Below are 15,095 nucleotides of genomic sequence, written 5' to 3' on the forward strand. Positions count from 1 at the left end.
GTGACGAACGAAAAAACCGCCGGGACGATCCGGCGGTTTTTCTTTGTTCCATCAACGGGTGGCTCAGTTCGATTCGAACTTGCGCACTTCCATGAAGTTTACGGCAGTACCGCTGAACCGGCCCGGATCGATGGAGGCCGTCTTGGTGAAGCCTTCCGCGTAGACCGAGGTCGGCTGGGCGCGAAGTGTCTGGCTGACAAACCGCGGTGCCTTCACCGGCTTGGTTACCATCTCCATGCGCGAATTGGTGAGCGCCCACTTCGAGATAATCTTCTCGGTCAGCTTCGGCTCGGTCCTGACCGTAGCCCGGCTGGCATCGGCTTCTGCCGCCTCATGCTTGGTCGGGCGGCCGCCCTTGGCGGGCACGCCCTGCGCTACGCCGGCGTCGTCGGATGTCCGGGGCGCGTCGAAGCCATCCCCGAAGCCTGCCGACCGGGTCGACGGAGCGAGGGCGGCCATTTGCACCGGTGTCTTCTGGGCGGGAACCTTTTGCGGCATTGCCGCGTTGATAGCCTGTTCGACGCTCGAAACCGGCGGTTGGCTCGATGCGACCTGACGGTCGCCGGCCGTGTCCTGCTGGTTGAGCGCGTCGGCAACAGCCGGAGAAAGCGTATCCTCCTGGTCTGCCACATCGTCGTCCGCTTCCGCATCGGCATTCGTCGCGGCGAGAAGCTTTTCGGCAAGGGCCGGGCGTTCACCCGGCGTCGGAACCGCTGCGAGATTCCCCGTCATCGCAGTCGGATCTGCCGAAGCGACTTCCGCATCGCCCACAGAGCGGCGCGGTCCGAGCAGCGAAGGAACCGGTACGCTGTAGGCGCTGAGATCTGCAAACTGCTGCGGACCTTGATCGGTCACGGCAGAGAGGGCCTGTTGCGCGGCATTTCCGGACTGCGGAGCGACGAGGGCGCTGGCCACTTCGCTGCCGCCTGGTTGATTGGCGAACGCCGGCCGCACCTGCGGAATCGGCGCATTGACGCTTGCGACCTCGGTCGGCTGGGCGGGAGCCTGCTGGCCGGGATCGGCTGCGTTCGGAATATCGGCGGCCTTTGGCGGTGTCGCCCTGGCGATTGCCACCGACGTTGCGCCGCTATCGTCGTCAGACGTGTCTTCTGCCTCGTCCGCTCCACCGCCGAACAGCGCTGCAAACAGAGTCTTGTGCTTGCGCGGCTCCTCGGACGAGCCGGAATAGGCGCCCGAGCTTGCCATCTGCACCTGGCTGGAGCTGACGCGGCGCTTGTAGTCGGCAACGGCCTGTTCATACCCAGGCAGCGGACGCCCGTCTGCGGGGATATGCATCGTGTTGCCGTTCGGGAAAAGCCTGACCAGTTCGTCACGGCTCATGCGCGGCCAGGCACGAACGCCGCCGACATCCATGTGCACGAAGGGCGAACCGGATTTCGGATAGAATCCAACGCCGCCGACCTGCATTTTCATGCCTATGCCACGCAAAGTGGCCAGTTTGACGTCAGGGATGAAGAAATCCATCGCCTTGCCGAGCATATGCTGGCTCTTCTCGGCAACGCCGGAATTGCGCGAACGGCCCTTCAGCATCGCGTTGGTAGCAGGCGAACGGAATCCGCAGACGACGTTGATATAGTCGCGTGAGCCGCTCTGGCGGTAGACTTCCCAGATCAGGTCGAAAAGGCGCGGGTCCATCTTGGTTGGCTGGTTCTTGCGCCAGTCGCGCAGAAAGCGGTTCAGCTGCTCGAGACCCTTGGGGTCGAACCTGCCGTTGCGCTTGTAGGTGATGACGGCTTTCTCGCCGGTGTGGACGAAGTAGAGCTTGAGACTACGCGTATCGCCAGCCGCCTGGGAAGGCGTGCTCACCGTCACAGGTGACGAAACAGCAACTGCGAGAAGGGCGGCCATAGCCGTCCTAACCACCTTTCCGCAAAGGTCTGCGCACCTCTTGCGCCATGTCGGGCGCGAAGGCTTCGTGTTCCAATTCAGATCCGGCAAACTCAATCCCCGTCAGACAGCCGATGGTCCTCTACCCGACCCTTGACTGTGAAATGCGGTCACACGATGGCAAAAATGCCACACGTGATCAACCTTTTCTTTACATAGTGAACAGCCCGCTAACAAGTGGTTTATGAATGGTAACAAAAGATGATTGCCGGATTCTTAATTTAGCGGGCTATGCGGCGTCCTTCTGGGGATTGTCCGGATCGATGCCGTAATCCTTGAGTTTTCTGTAGAGTGTGGACCGTCCGATACCCAGTTTTCGAGCCACTTGACTCATCTGGCCCCTATAGAATTTAAGAGCGAATCTGATCAATTCCTCTTCGACATCGGCGAGCTTGCGAACCTCGCCGGCGGGGTTCGTGCTGGCAATTGCGTTGTCCGGCGCGTCGGTGATTCGCGAGACCGCTGGATCGGCCGCCGAATGCGAGGCCGAGTATTCCACCTCAACAAGTTCGCTCAGGCGCGCACTGCTGCTGTTGTCGGCGACCAGTGCGAGGTGGTCCACCACGTCGTATTCGGGCAACTGCGCCGCGATCTGCGGAAAATCCGCTTCCGTCAGCTCCGGTCCGTCGGCAAGAACCACGGCACGGAAGATGGCGTTCTCGAGCTGGCGGATGTTACCCGGCCAGTCATAGGCCGTCAGCAGCGCAAGCGCGCCCGAACTGACCGTCATGCGATGGCCGTTCTTCTGCTCTGTCGAGAACCGCTCGGTGAAAACGCGCACCAGATGAGGGATGTCTTCCTTGCGCTTGCGCAGAGCCGGGATGGTGATCGGGAACACGTTCAGGCGATAGTACAGGTCTTCGCGGAAGTGGCCGTTCTTGACCTCTTCGATCAGATCCTTGTTGGTCGCCGAGATCAGACGGACATTGACCTTGTGGGCGGCACGCGCGCCCACTGTCTCGATCTCGCCCTGCTGCACGGCGCGAAGAAGCTTGACCTGGACGTCGAGCGGAAGGTCGCCGATCTCGTCGAGGAAGATGGTGCCGCCGTCGGCCTCCATGAACTTGCCGACATGGCGCTCCGTGGCGCCGGTGAAGGCTCCCTTCTCGTGACCGAAGAGAATGCTCTCCACGAGATTGTGCGGAATGGCACCGCAGTTGACCGTGACGAACGGCTTGCCGGAGCGGTCGCTGCCGGACTGGATGGCGCGCGCCACGAGTTCCTTCCCGACACCGGATTCGCCTTCCAGCACCACCGGGATGTTGGACTGTGCCCCGCGCTGGGCAAGATCGATGACGCGTAGCATTGCGGGACTGGCCGAGACAATATCGTCGAACCCGACTGCCCCGGAACGGGACCGGCGACCGGTGCGCGCCTTGATTTCGCGCTGGTCGAGCTTCAAGGCATTCGAAATCGAGTTGGCAATGCGTTCCGGAGACACCGGCTTGACGACGAAATCGAACGCACCGGCGCGCATCGCCTGGACCACCGTCTCGATTCCGCCCTGCCCTGTCTGAACGATGACCGGGATTTGTGTGCCGAATTCGTGCACTGCTTCGAGAAATTCGAGGCCGGTCATCTCGGGCATCATGAGGTCGAGCACGATGACGTTGTAGAGGCCGCTGGCCCTCTTCACCATCTCCAGACCGATGCGTCCGTTCTCCGCCTGATGGACGACGTGCCCATGACGCTCGATCGCGTTCTTCAGCAGTCGCCGCTGTACTGGATCGTCCTCGACGACAAGTATCTGCGCTGCACCCTTGAGCTCATTGTAACCGGTCATTGCCGCCTCACTTCATGCGAAACCTGCAAGCACTCTCGCAGAAAGGCTTGAACATCCAGTTTTGAGAAATAATCGCATTTTAACGTTTGTGACGGAGCCAAAATCGCCTCGAAACGAAGCTTCTCGGCTACCTAAAGCCCCTTGATGCCGGGGCTTTAGGCGCATAGACAGTCAAGCCTGTCGCAAAAGAGGAAGAGGAACCCTGCTCATGAAAAACACGCTCGCCGGCGCCGATCTTAATTTTTCGGCAAGCTCCGCCGCCTCCGCGACCGATACCGCGCTGGGCGATCTGCCGACCTGGAAATTGCAGGACCTCTACCCATCCGCCACTTCCACCGCCTTCGTCGCCGACATGGACAAGGCCGGCAAGCTTGCGGTTGCCTTCGAAGAAAAGTGGAAGGGCAGGCTTGCCGAGGCCGTGACCAAGACGGGCGCCGAAGGCATCGGCCAGGCGCTCAAGGAATATGAGGCGCTGGACGACATCATTGGCCGCCTCGGCTCGTTTGCGAGCCTCACCTACTTCTCCGACACCAGCAACCCGGTGAATGGCAAGCTCTACGGCGACGTGCAGGCTAAGATCACCGATTTCTCGGGCCACCTCCTGTTCTTCGCGCTCGAACTCAACCGCATCGATGATGCTGTCATCGATGCGTCGATGGCGAACGACCCCGACGCCGGCCACTATCGCCCCTGGCTGGTCGACCTGCGCCAGGACAAGCCCTACCAGCTCGACGACAAGCTGGAGCAGCTCTTCCTCGAAAAGTCGATGACATCGGCCGCCGCCTTCAATCGCCTGTTCGACGAAACGATGTCGGAGCTGCGCTTCGACGTCGACGGCGAGAAGCTGCCGCTCGAAGTGACGCTCAACATGTTGCAGGACAAGGACCCCGAGGTTCGTCGCAAGGCCGCCATGGCGCTCGCCGCAACCTTCAGGGCGAACCTGCGCACTTTTACCCTCATCACCAACACGCTCGCCAAGGACAAGGACATCTCCGACCGCTGGCGCGGCTTCGAGGACATCGCCGATTCCAGGCATCTGGCAAACCGCGTCGAACGCGACGTCGTCGATGCTCTGGCCGCCGCCGTCAAGCAGGCTTATCCGCGCCTCTCGCACCGCTATTACAAGATGAAGGCCAAGTGGCTCGGCATGGAGCAGATGGAGTTCTGGGACCGCAATGCGCCGCTCCCGGAGACGTCGAACGCCGTGATTTCCTGGGACGAAGCCAGGGACACGGTGTTGTCCGCCTATGGCAACTTTGCCCCGGAGATGGCCGCAATCGCCAAGCGTTTCTTCGACGAGCATTGGATCGACGCGCCGGTGCGACCGGGCAAGGCGCCAGGCGCGTTTGCCCATCCCACGGTGCCCTCCGCTCATCCCTATGTGCTGGTCAACTACCTCGGCAAGCCGCGCGACGTGATGACGCTTGCCCATGAACTCGGCCACGGCGTCCATCAGGTACTGGCCGGTGCCCAGGGCGCCCTGATGTGCCAGACGCCGCTGACGCTTGCCGAAACCGCATCCGTCTTCGGCGAAATGCTGACCTTCCGGGCGCTGCTCGACAAGACAAAGGACAGGCGCGAGCGCAAGGCGATGCTGGCCCAGAAGGTCGAGGACATGATCAACACGGTCGTGCGCCAGATCGCCTTCTACGAATTCGAGCGGAAGATCCATACGGCCAGGAAAGCCGGCGAACTGACGTCGGACGACATCGGCGAACTGTGGCTTTCGGTGCAGTCGGAAAGCCTTGGACCGGCGATCAGGATTTCCGAGGGTTACGAGACCTACTGGGCCTATATCCCCCACTTCATCCATTCACCCTTCTACGTCTACGCCTACGCCTTCGGCGACTGCCTGGTGAATTCGCTCTATGCGGTCTACCAGAAAGCCGACAAGGGCTTCCAGGAAAAGTATTTCGAGCTCCTGAAGGCAGGCGGCACCAAGCACCACGCCGAACTTCTGAAGCCTTTCGGCCTGGACGCGACCGATCCGTCGTTCTGGAGCAAGGGACTGTCGATGATCGAGGGGCTGATCGACGAGCTGGAAGCGCTAGATAAGGCCTGAGCAACGGTTGTCTCCCAAAGTTGGAGACGGCGCGAACGACCGCGCCTTGCGTAACGTTCAAGAGGAACAATGAAGGCACCCCCTTCTCCCTCATTCCTGTGCGCGTCACAGGAATCCAGTGCGCCCAGGTCCCTGGGCGCGGGAGACACTGTGCGGCGAATGACATCGTTCACGGCGCAGAAGCGCCGTGGCTGGATTCCTGTGACAAGCACAGGAATGCGGGATACTGGAATGAGGCGAGGCCCAGACGGCACACCTTCTCCGCCGAACAGGCTGCTGCTCGTCGTTCCGCTCCGCCCCCTCACCTGTCCGACGGGCAGCAGAGGAACACTGCGAACCTCGCCGCACGGGGCGCAAGCATCGCTATGACCGACAGACAGCCCTACGCCCTCTTCAGGGACGACACCACCGGGCAGGTGATGCTCTTCGCCAACCCGGCGGAGATCATCGTCGCTCGCACGCGCACCGAGTTCTTCGCAGCGCTCGCCGGAATGGAGGAAGCCCGGGCCGCGGGCAAATGGTTGGCTGGCTACATGGCCTACGAGGCCGGGTACCTCTTCGAGGACAAGCTCTCCGCCTTGGCCATGGCGGACAGGCAGACTCCGCTCCTCTGCTTCGGCGTCTTCGACGCGCCGCAACCCGATGACCATCCGCTTGCCCAGCCGGCGCAGCGTCTCGAAAACGAGGAATTCGTCACCGCCCCGAAAGCCGCGTGGGATTTCCCGACCTATAAGGAGCGCTTCGACCGCCTGCACTGGCATCTGAGGCAGGGCAATTGCTATCAGGCCAATCTCACCATGCCGGTGGCTGCCCGCTGGAGCGGCGAGCCCCGTGCGGCCTTCTGGGCCCTGATCGAGCGCCAGCCGGTAAAATACGGTGCCCTCGTCGATCTCGGCGGCCCTGTGATCCTTTCCCGCTCGCCCGAGCTCTTCTTCCGCACCGACAGCAACGGCTGGATCGAGACTCATCCGATGAAGGGCACCGCCAAGCGCGGCGCCAGCGTCGCCGAAGACGCCGAGATCGTCGCGGCGATGCGTCACGACATCAAGACGCAGGCCGAAAACCGCATGATCGTCGATCTCCTGCGCAACGACATCTCCCGCATTACCAGGGTCGGGACGCTCGACGTACCGAAACTCTTCGACATCGAGACCTATCCGACGGTCCACCAGATGGTGAGCCACGTCCAGGCACGGCTTCTCCCCGACCTCTCGATCCGCGATATCTTCGCCGCCCTCTTCCCCTGCGGTTCGGTAACCGGCGCGCCGAAGATCAGCGCGATGCAGATCCTGCACGAATTGGAGGGCACTCCACGAGACGCCTATTGCGGCGCGATCGGCATGATTTCGCCCGATGGCGCCATGCGCTTTTCCGTCGCCATCCGCACCCTCAGCCTGTTCGAGGGCGGCAAGGCGATCTTCAACGTCGGCGGCGGCATCGTGTTCGATTCGACCGCCGAAGCCGAATATGAAGAGTGCCTGCTGAAAGCGCGCTTCGCCGTCGGCGATCAGCAGATCGCGGGCGATAAAGACGACCGGGAGATCGCGGGTGACTGACTTCTCGCTGATCGAAACGCTGCGCTTCGACCCGGACGCCGGCTTTGTCAGGCTGCGTCTTCATCTCGCGCGCCTTTCCCGTTCTGCCCGCCGGGTCGGTTTTCCCGAACCTGCGGCGGCGGCGGCGAAGCTCGATGAGGCCGTCGCCGGCGCCTCCCGGGGTTTGCGCGTGCGCCTGACGCTGGATCGACAGGGGCTGATGGAGGTCACCACCGCGCCCTTCACGCCGCTTCCCGCCGATACGCCTTGGACGGTGCGCATCGCAACCTCCCGACTTGATTCGAACGACAAGATTTTGCGGTTGAAAACGACCAATCGGGCTGTCTACGACACTGCCCGTGCCGAATATGCTTCTTCGGACGCGGACGAAGTCGTCATGCTCAACGAGCGCGGCGAGGTTTGCGAGGGGACCATTACCTCGGTCTTCCTGGATGACGGATCCGGCATCCTCCGTACGCCCCCCATTTCATGCGGCCTGCTCGCCGGCGTGCTTCGCACCGAACTCATCTGTCAGCGGAAAGCGCGCGTCGGCCGCATCTCGCTGGAAGAGTTGAGGGCAGGCAGGCTGTACGTGGGCAACTCCCTGCGAGGCCTGATCCCGGCCATCCTCATCGCGTAGATCGGGATAAACCCTCCCGCTCTATGCGACGATCCTCAGGCGGTCGCGACCGCTCTGCTTGGCATGATAGAGCGCTTCATCGGCCCGCGCGTAAAATTCGCGCGCCGTCTCGCCGGCGTGCAACTCCGCGAGCCCGGCAGAGCAGGTATACGAAAAGGTCGGCACCGTGCGGATCGGCCGCGCATCGCGCACGGTCGTCAGGATGCGATCGATGATCAGCTCGCCTTGCGACAACGTCGTGTCCGGCAGGATCAGCATGAACTCCTCGCCCCCGATGCGGCCGAAGCTGTCTCGGCGCCGGACGAGCGGATGCACCCGGCGGGCGAAATCGACCAGCACGTCGTCACCCGCCTGATGGCCGTACAGGTCGTTGATGCGTTTGAAGAAATCCAGGTCGATAATGCAGATGCAGCCTCTCGACGCTTCCTCCGATGCCTGGCGTTGAACCATGCTCTCCAGCGCGGCCATCATGAAGCGGCGGTTGGATATACTGGTCAGCTCGTCTGTCTGGGAGGCCCGCAGCGCGAAATCGCGGTCCTGCCTGATGTCGCGCTCGCTCGCCTTCAGATGCGTGATGTCGCTGGCGATGCACAGCATCCACCCGTCGCGCTGGACGGTCTCCGTCATCCACAGCCATCGACCGTCTGTCACGTCGGTCTCGAACGCGCGAAACGGCAGCTTGCCACGGCGTGATTGCGCGGAGATAAGCCATGTCTCGAAGTCGGCCGCACGAATGATCGTGCCTTTTCCCGCCTTGGTATTGCGGCGCATCAGTTCTGCCCAAAAAGGGCACTCGTCTGGCTCTAGCGCGAAGGTGGAGCGGAACGCTGCGTTTGCATAACGCAGCCTGTCGTCCTGATCGTAAAGCGCGATCAGGACGGCACTATCCTCCTGCAACTCCGCAAGCCGCTCCGATATCTGGGTCATCCGATTGTTCCGGGCGTGCTGAATAACGATTCGCACTTTGGAGCGGAAACCTAAAAAGAAGATGGATGGTTCGGGGACAATTGAATACTCAGGTGTATCGGAACGAAACGCCCTGAAAGGAAACACCGGATGTTCATCCTTGCCCTGACCTATGTGAAACCGAACGAGGAAGCCGACAAGCACATGGAGCCGCACATGGCGTGGGTCAGGGAAGGCTATGCAAAAGGCTGGTTCCTCGCCTCCGGCCGCAAGGTCCCGCGCACCGGCGGCGTGGTTTTCGCCGTGGGCGACCGCGCCGAAATCGAAGCCTATGTGGCGGCCGACCCCTTCACCATCCACGGCATTGCAAGATACGACATCACTGAGGTCGCCATCACAACGACGGCAACGGGATTGGATGTTTTGAAAGGCTGAGCGACTTCCATCGGAGGGATTTGACCCACTAAGGAACCAGATCTGTCCGCGATGCGCTTTGCCTGCCGTCGAAAACTTCGATAATCTCGATATTTCCGTCGCGAATACGGTAGATGAGCGAATAAACCGAATTGCCGACGATCAGTCGACGAATATCGTCCCTATGTGTCCGGAGTCCAAGCTGGGGTCGATCGCACAGCAGATTGGCGGCGTAGACCAGGCGCGCAGAAACAGCCTTGGCAGCAGTTGGATTATGCTCGGCAATAAAGTGTCGAATGGAAATCAAATCGTCTCGCGCTGATGACGACCAAAGAAGCTTCATCGCCGGGTTTTACGCACATCGATCTCCGGGGGCTGTCGTTCCTCGTCGCTTCCCCAGGACCCCAACCACTCCGACATCGCTTCATGCGAAACAAAGTCGCCCTTGTCGGCAGCATCAGCGGCGGCGTCAATCGCCGCCATCTGGGCTTCCTGACGCGCCAGATAGTCGGCAATGGCTTCCTGCGCCAGACTGGAGGTATCGCGCCTTGTCACTTGCGCAAGCTTGTCCAACCTCCGGAGGAGAGGATCAGACACCCGAAATGAAACGACATTGCCGGCCATGGCGGCCTCCAGCTTGCTCTTGCGAAGAGGCTAACAAATCGGCACTTTGCTGGCAATGACGCTTCCGACCTACACGCCCTATGACGGCTCTGCCAAGCCCTTTACCATCGGCCTGTTGCCGCTCGATCTAGCACGTTGGATCGAGCCGGACGCCGATTAGGCGCGCTATGTCGGCGAAAAGCAGATACTCGTCGACACCCGCCGCAATGAGGTCTTCGTCGCCGAGGACGGCACCGAAGCCGCGCAGCAGGAGGCCCTCGATCTGCTGGACTCGTATCTTGCGGAACGCCATCCGAACCTCCGGCGCGACACGAGGGACGATGTCGCCGGTCTTCCTCCGCTGCTCAGGGCCGGCCTGCTCGTGCAGGACGATCTCGTCATCATGCGACGCAGGGAGGACGGCTGGCATCTGGTCGCGGGTTTCGTGGCCTTCCCTTCCTCGTGGTCGCTGCAGGAGAAGTTCGGCCGGCCGATGCAGGCGATCCACGCCGAGGTGCCGGGCTTCGGCGAAGGCAGCCGCAACGCCGCCTTGATCACCCGCATCTTCGACAATCTCCAACCCGCCCAGCCGGTCGAGCGACTGAATTGGTCCGTCAACACGACCGGCGACCTCTTCCTGCCGCTTTCCAAGCACCGCCGTCCATCGCATGCAGGCGCCTTCACGCTCGCCGAACGCTTCGCCCGCGTCGAACGGCAGACGTTGCGCAAGCTGCCCGGATCGGGCGACATCCTCTTCACCATCCGCGTCTATGTCGACCCGATTGCGGCGATCGCGCACCACCCGAATGCTGCAGCCCTCGCCGCAAGCTTCGCAGCCCAACTCGAAGGTCTAAATTGGGACCAGACCGCCTACAAGGGTCTCACAGTGCAGAAAACCGAGCTTGCGGCCAAGCTGCGGGCGCTCGCCAATGCCCTCTCGCCTGCCTGATATTTGCGTTCTCGGACCGATCGCTCTTTATTGTGACGCCGATTTGTGGTTAGAGCCGGTCACCCCTTCGCAATATATGCGCCATTTCACATAAATTCTTAAGGCCCATCGCCTTCGTCGCCTTCCACAGGAGAAAAGAATGACGGAACAGACCCACCCGGTATACGCCGAAATTACCGGCCCGATCGTGATGATCGGCTTTGGCTCCATCGGCCGCGGCACGCTGCCCCTGATCGAGCGCCACTTCAAATTCGACAAGAGCCGGATGGTCGTCATCGACCCGCGCGAAGAGCCCGCGGACATGGAGATCCTGAAGAAGCACGGAGTCCGTCACATCAAGGAATATGTGACCAAGGACAACTACAAGGATCTGCTGAAGCCGCTCCTGACCGAAGGCGAAGGCCAGGGCTTCTGCGTCAACCTGTCCGTCGACACCGGCTCGCTCGACCTGATGAAGCTCTGCCGCAAGCTGGACGTTCTCTACATCGACACCGTCGTCGAGCCCTGGCTCGGCTTCTATTTCGACAAGACCATGAAGAACGCCGACCGCACCAACTACGCGCTGCGCGAAACCGTTCGCCATGAGAAGAAGAAGAACCCGGGCGGCGCAACCGCCGTTTCCACCTGCGGCGCAAACCCCGGCATGGTCTCCTGGTTCGTCAAGCAGGCGCTCGTCAACCTCGCCAACGAGATCGGCGTGAAGTTCGAGGAGCCGGATCAGCACGACCGCGAAGGCTGGGCGAAGCTGATGAAGAAGGTCGGCGTCAAGGGCGTCCACATCGCCGAGCGCGACACGCAGCGCACCATCCATCCGAAGCCGCTCGACGTCTTCTGGAATACGTGGTCCGTCGAAGGCTTCATCTCCGAAGGCCTGCAGCCGGCCGAACTCGGCTGGGGCACGCACGAAGAGTGGATGCCGAAGAACGCCAAGAAGCACAAGAAAGGCAACAAGGCGGCCATCTATCTGGAACAGCCGGGCGCCAACACCCGCGTTCGCACCTGGTGCCCGACCCCCGGCCCGCAATACGGCTTCCTCGTCACCCACAACGAATCCATCTCGATCGCCGACTACTTCACGGTCCGCGACAAGGACGGCGAAGTTACCTTCCGCCCGACCTGCCACTACGCCTACCATCCGGCCAACGACGCGGTCCTGTCGTTGCATGAGATGTTCGGCAACGGCGGCACGGCGCAGCCGGTCCACCATGTTCTCAACGAGGACGAACTGGAAGACGGCGTCGATGAACTCGGCGTCCTCCTCTACGGCCACGAAAAGAACGCCTACTGGTTCGGCTCGCGCCTCTCTCTGGAAGAGACCCGCCGCATCGCGCCTTACCAGAACGCAACCGGCCTGCAGGTGACTTCCGCCGTCCTCGCCGGCATGGTATGGGCGCTCGAGAACCCGAAGGCCGGCATCGTCGAAGCCGATGAGATCGACTACAAGCGCTGCCTCGAAGTGCAGACGCCGTATCTCGGCCCGGTCGAAGGCCACTACACCGACTGGACCCCGCTCGACGGCCGTCCCGGCCTGTTCCCCGAAGACATCGACACCAAGGATCCGTGGCAGTTCAAGAACATCCTGGTTCGCTGAATTCTGCCAGAACCGACCTCGAGGATGCCCGCCGCAAGGCGGGCATTTTTGTAACGCTTGCTGTATAAAATGCCGCCTCCCTCCCCTGGAGCCTTGCCTTCCCCGACAGCCCGCGCCATGTTTTTCGCAACCACACGGATAGTTTTCGTTCCGAAATCCCCGGGAGAAGCTCATGAAGATCAAAACCCTCGTTGTCCTCGTCGGCGCTTGCGCGGCTCTTGCAGCCTGTGTTTCGCCGTCGCCACGCCCGATGCCGGTCGCCGCAAACCCGGCACCATCAGGTGTGGAAGGCTCCTGGGCGGATCCGAATGGCATCATTTCCACATTCCAGGCCGGAACCTTCACGACCCGGACCACCGACAGCAACCAGCTGCTTGCCTCCGGTACCTACGTGAACACATCGCCGTCGCTGGTTGAGATCAACATGACGTCGCTGGTGCGCAAGACACAGTCGAAGGTCAATTGCGCTCTGGTGACGCAGTCCCAGCTGAACTGCACCTCGGATGCCGGATCGCAGTTTACGCTGACCCGCCATATGTGAGAGCGTCAGCTTCACTCGAAAAGCTCCCTCCCGGGAGCTTTTTTTATGGGCACCCTTGGAAAGGACGGCCGCTGTCACAGCTTTTTCTCTTGCAGCCACTAGTGCTTAGTGGAAACATCGGTTGCAGAGGTACGGCGGAGCGCGGGGGTCCAGGCTTCGCCCGTAAAACCAGGAGAACAATATGACGAGGTCATTTCAATTCGGTCTTCTGACCGCGTCGCTGCTGGCGCTGTCGAGCGGCGCCGCCTTTGCCGACTACCAGCTCAATTTATTGCACATCAACGATTTCCATTCGCGCATCGAACCGATCAACAAGTTCGATTCCACCTGCTCGGCCGAGGAGGAAGGCAAGAAGGAATGCTTCGGCGGCGCTGCCCGCCTGAAGACCGCGATCGACCAGCGCCGGGCAGCGCTCTCCGGCCAGAATGTCCTGCTTCTCAATGCCGGCGACAACTTCCAGGGCTCGCTCTTCTACACGACCTACAAGGGTGCCGCCGAAGCCGAATTCCTGAACGACATGAAGTTCGACGTGATGACCGTGGGCAACCACGAGTTCGATGACAGCGAAGACGGCCTGGCGACCTTCCTCGACAAGGTCAAATTCCCGGTCATCTCGGCTAACGTGCTTGCCGCCGACGGCTCCAAGCTCGGAGATCGCATCAAGCCCTCGCTCGTGCTCGATGTCGGCGGCCAGAAGATCGGCATCGTCGGTGCGGTGACCAACGACACCGAAGAGATTTCCTCGCCCGGCCCCAAAATCCTGATCGCCGATGACGTCCAGACCATCACGGCGGCGGTGGAAGACCTGAAGAAGCAGGGTGTCAACAAGATCATCGCGCTGACCCATGTCGGCTACCCGCGCGATCTCGCCGCCATCGCCAAGATCCCGGATGTCGATGTCGTCGTCGGCGGCCACTCGCACAGCCTGCTCTCCAACACCGACCCGAAGGCCGAAGGCCCCTATCCGACCTGGGTGGACAATCCCGGCGGCTACAAAGTGCCGGTCGTCCAGGCCGCCTCCTACAGCAAGTATCTCGGCGATCTCGTCGTCGACTTCGACGATAACGGTGTCGTCAAGACCGCCAAGGGCGACCCGATCCTGATCGATTCCTCCTTCGCGCCCGACCCGGCCATCACCGCCCGCGTCGCCGAGCTGGCCAAGCCGATCGAGGAGCTCCGCAAGAAGGTCATAGGCTCGTCCGATGGACCGATCGACGGCGACCGCCTGGTATGCCGTGTCAAGGAATGCTCCATGGGCAATCTCGTCGCCGACGCCATGCTCGACCGCGGCAAAAGCCAGGGCATGAGCATCGCCATCCAGAATGGCGGCGGCCTGCGCGCCTCGATCGACGGCGGCGACGTCACCCAAGGCGAGGTCATCACCGTCCTCCCCTTCCAGAACACGCTGGCGACCTTCCAGCTGTCGGGCGCCGATATCCGCAAGGCTCTGGAGAACGGCCTCGGCAAGATCGAGGAAGGCGCAGGCCGTTTCCCGCAAGTCTCGGGCCTGAAATACAGCTACGACAAGAGCAAGCCGGCCGGTAGTCGCCTGGTTACCGTCGAGGCCCGCGAAGGCGATGCCTTCGTGCCGCTCGACGACGCGAAGACCTATGGCGTCGTCACCAACAACTACATGCGCGCCGGCGGCGACGGCTATTCGATCTTCGCGACAGCAGGCAAGAATGCCTACGACTTCGGCCCGGATCTGGCCGACGTGACGGCGGACTATCTGGCCGCGCATTCACCCTACAAGCCTTATACCGATGGTCGCGTGAGCGAAGTTGCGGCATCCGGAGCCAGCGCACCTGCAACGGCCGCTCCTGCAACGGCCGCTCCTGCAGCGCCTGCGACCCCGGCTGCTCCAGCCGCCCCGGCGGCAGCGCCCGCGACGGAAGCACCGGCAGCGCTCGCGCCAAACACGCCGACCAGCCATGTCATCGCATCCGGCGACACCCTCTGGGATCTCGCCAAGCAATTCTACGGCGACGGCACCCTCTGGAAGAAGATCTCCGAAGCGAACGGCACGCCCACGCCACGTCACCTGACGATCGGCAAGGAGCTGCAGATTCCGTCCAAGTAAGACGATTTGTCTCGATGACCTGAGCCGGCCCGGGCTTTCCCGGGCCGGCTTTTGTTCTTATAGGGTGAACCAGCCGCGCTTGG

General features: G+C 61.8%; 12 protein-coding genes and 1 pseudogene. 8 read left to right on the forward strand and 5 right to left on the reverse strand.

From position 1 onward, the window contains the following. Window positions 1-63: 63 nt before the first annotated feature. Window positions 64-1,959: a DUF882 domain-containing protein gene (locus ASC97_RS26560; protein ID WP_057471337.1), complete on the reverse strand. Its 1,896-nt coding sequence runs from the start codon at window positions 1,957-1,959 to the stop codon at window positions 64-66. Window positions 1,960-2,137: 178 nt separating this feature from the next. Next, window positions 2,138-3,691 carry a sigma-54-dependent transcriptional regulator gene (locus ASC97_RS26565; RefSeq protein WP_057471338.1) on the reverse strand — a complete coding sequence of 518 codons (1,554 nt, stop codon included), beginning with the start codon at window positions 3,689-3,691 and terminating at the stop codon, window positions 2,138-2,140. A 208-nt stretch (window positions 3,692-3,899) separates the two neighbouring features. Between ASC97_RS26565 and ASC97_RS26570 the strand changes: the two genes are divergently transcribed. The 3 genes from ASC97_RS26570 to ASC97_RS26580 all read left to right on the forward strand — a co-directional run bounded on the left by ASC97_RS26570 (window position 3,900) and on the right by ASC97_RS26580 (window position 7,928). Next, complete coding sequence (locus ASC97_RS26570; RefSeq protein WP_057471339.1) at window positions 3,900-5,753, forward strand: M3 family oligoendopeptidase; 1,854 nt, start codon at window positions 3,900-3,902, stop codon at window positions 5,751-5,753. A 365-nt stretch (window positions 5,754-6,118) separates the two neighbouring features. Beyond that, window positions 6,119-7,309: an aminodeoxychorismate synthase component I gene (locus tag ASC97_RS26575; protein ID WP_057471340.1), complete on the forward strand. Its 1,191-nt coding sequence runs from the start codon at window positions 6,119-6,121 to the stop codon at window positions 7,307-7,309. Continuing rightward, window positions 7,302-7,928, forward strand: a complete 627-nt coding sequence (locus tag ASC97_RS26580; protein ID WP_057471341.1) for an aminotransferase class IV family protein — start codon at window positions 7,302-7,304, stop codon at window positions 7,926-7,928. Before ASC97_RS26575 ends, ASC97_RS26580 begins: the two co-directional genes overlap by 8 nt. A 21-nt stretch (window positions 7,929-7,949) precedes the next feature. On the opposite strand, the gene ASC97_RS26585 is transcribed toward ASC97_RS26580, so the two are convergent. Further along, window positions 7,950-8,855 (reverse strand): sensor domain-containing diguanylate cyclase, encoded by a 906-nt coding sequence (locus tag ASC97_RS26585; RefSeq protein ID WP_057471342.1) that lies wholly within the window; start codon window positions 8,853-8,855, stop codon window positions 7,950-7,952. Window positions 8,856-8,984: 129 nt separating this feature from the next. Here ASC97_RS26585 and ASC97_RS26590 point away from each other — a divergent pair, with 129 nt between their 5' ends. Beyond that, window positions 8,985-9,269, forward strand: a complete 285-nt coding sequence (locus ASC97_RS26590) for a YciI family protein (RefSeq protein ID WP_057471343.1) — start codon at window positions 8,985-8,987, stop codon at window positions 9,267-9,269. 28 nt (window positions 9,270-9,297) lie between these two features. Here the strand turns inward: ASC97_RS26590 and ASC97_RS26595 are convergent, their stop codons facing one another. Both ASC97_RS26595 and ASC97_RS26600 read right to left on the reverse strand, forming a co-directional pair. After that, window positions 9,298-9,591, reverse strand: a complete 294-nt coding sequence (locus ASC97_RS26595) for a type II toxin-antitoxin system RelE/ParE family toxin (protein ID WP_057471344.1) — start codon at window positions 9,589-9,591, stop codon at window positions 9,298-9,300. Continuing rightward, the gene (locus ASC97_RS26600) at window positions 9,588-9,872 is read right to left on the reverse strand and encodes a CopG family ribbon-helix-helix protein (RefSeq protein WP_057471345.1); all 285 of its coding nucleotides are present in this window, start codon (window positions 9,870-9,872) and stop codon (window positions 9,588-9,590) included. Before ASC97_RS26600 ends, ASC97_RS26595 begins: the two co-directional genes overlap by 4 nt. Window positions 9,873-9,927: 55 nt before the next feature. Between ASC97_RS26600 and ASC97_RS26605 the strand changes: the two are divergent. The 4 genes and pseudogenes from ASC97_RS26605 (at window position 9,928) to ASC97_RS26620 (ending at window position 15,012) form a co-directional block, all read left to right on the forward strand. Further along, window positions 9,928-10,800 (forward strand): annotated as a pseudogene (locus ASC97_RS26605) (heme-dependent oxidative N-demethylase family protein). 139 nt (window positions 10,801-10,939) lie between these two features. Next, window positions 10,940-12,391, forward strand: coding sequence for a homospermidine synthase (locus ASC97_RS26610; protein ID WP_057471346.1), 1,452 nt, complete (start codon window positions 10,940-10,942; stop codon window positions 12,389-12,391). A gap of 172 nt (window positions 12,392-12,563) precedes the next feature. Continuing rightward, a complete protein-coding gene (gene omp10 / locus ASC97_RS26615; protein WP_057471347.1) occupies window positions 12,564-12,932 on the forward strand; it encodes an outer membrane lipoprotein Omp10 in 369 nt (122 codons plus the stop codon). Between the two features lie 181 nt (window positions 12,933-13,113). After that, complete coding sequence (locus ASC97_RS26620) at window positions 13,114-15,012, forward strand: bifunctional metallophosphatase/5'-nucleotidase (protein ID WP_057471348.1); 1,899 nt, start codon at window positions 13,114-13,116, stop codon at window positions 15,010-15,012. Window positions 15,013-15,095: the final 83 nt, after the last annotated feature.

It is taken from the genome of Rhizobium sp. Root1203, assembly GCF_001424945.1.
Lineage (GTDB): Bacteria > Pseudomonadota > Alphaproteobacteria > Rhizobiales > Rhizobiaceae > Rhizobium.

Excerpts from the sequence above, each read along its gene's own strand:
- ASC97_RS26565 (WP_057471338.1), bottom strand. The coding sequence starts at position 3,691 with ATGACCGGTTACAATGAGCTCAAGGGTGCAGCGCAGATACTTGTCGTC.
- ASC97_RS26570 (WP_057471339.1), top strand. The coding sequence starts at position 3,900 with ATGAAAAACACGCTCGCCGGCGCCGATCTTAATTTTTCGGCAAGCTCC.
- ASC97_RS26575 (WP_057471340.1), top strand. The coding sequence starts at position 6,119 with ATGACCGACAGACAGCCCTACGCCCTCTTCAGGGACGACACCACCGGG.
- ASC97_RS26585 (WP_057471342.1), bottom strand. The coding sequence starts at position 8,855 with ATGACCCAGATATCGGAGCGGCTTGCGGAGTTGCAGGAGGATAGTGCC.
- ASC97_RS26590 (WP_057471343.1), top strand. The coding sequence starts at position 8,985 with ATGTTCATCCTTGCCCTGACCTATGTGAAACCGAACGAGGAAGCCGAC.
- ASC97_RS26595 (WP_057471344.1), bottom strand. The coding sequence starts at position 9,591 with ATGAAGCTTCTTTGGTCGTCATCAGCGCGAGACGATTTGATTTCCATT.
- ASC97_RS26600 (WP_057471345.1), bottom strand. The coding sequence starts at position 9,872 with ATGGCCGGCAATGTCGTTTCATTTCGGGTGTCTGATCCTCTCCTCCGG.
- ASC97_RS26610 (WP_057471346.1), top strand. The coding sequence starts at position 10,940 with ATGACGGAACAGACCCACCCGGTATACGCCGAAATTACCGGCCCGATC.
- omp10 (WP_057471347.1), top strand. The coding sequence starts at position 12,564 with ATGAAGATCAAAACCCTCGTTGTCCTCGTCGGCGCTTGCGCGGCTCTT.
- ASC97_RS26620 (WP_057471348.1), top strand. The coding sequence starts at position 13,114 with ATGACGAGGTCATTTCAATTCGGTCTTCTGACCGCGTCGCTGCTGGCG.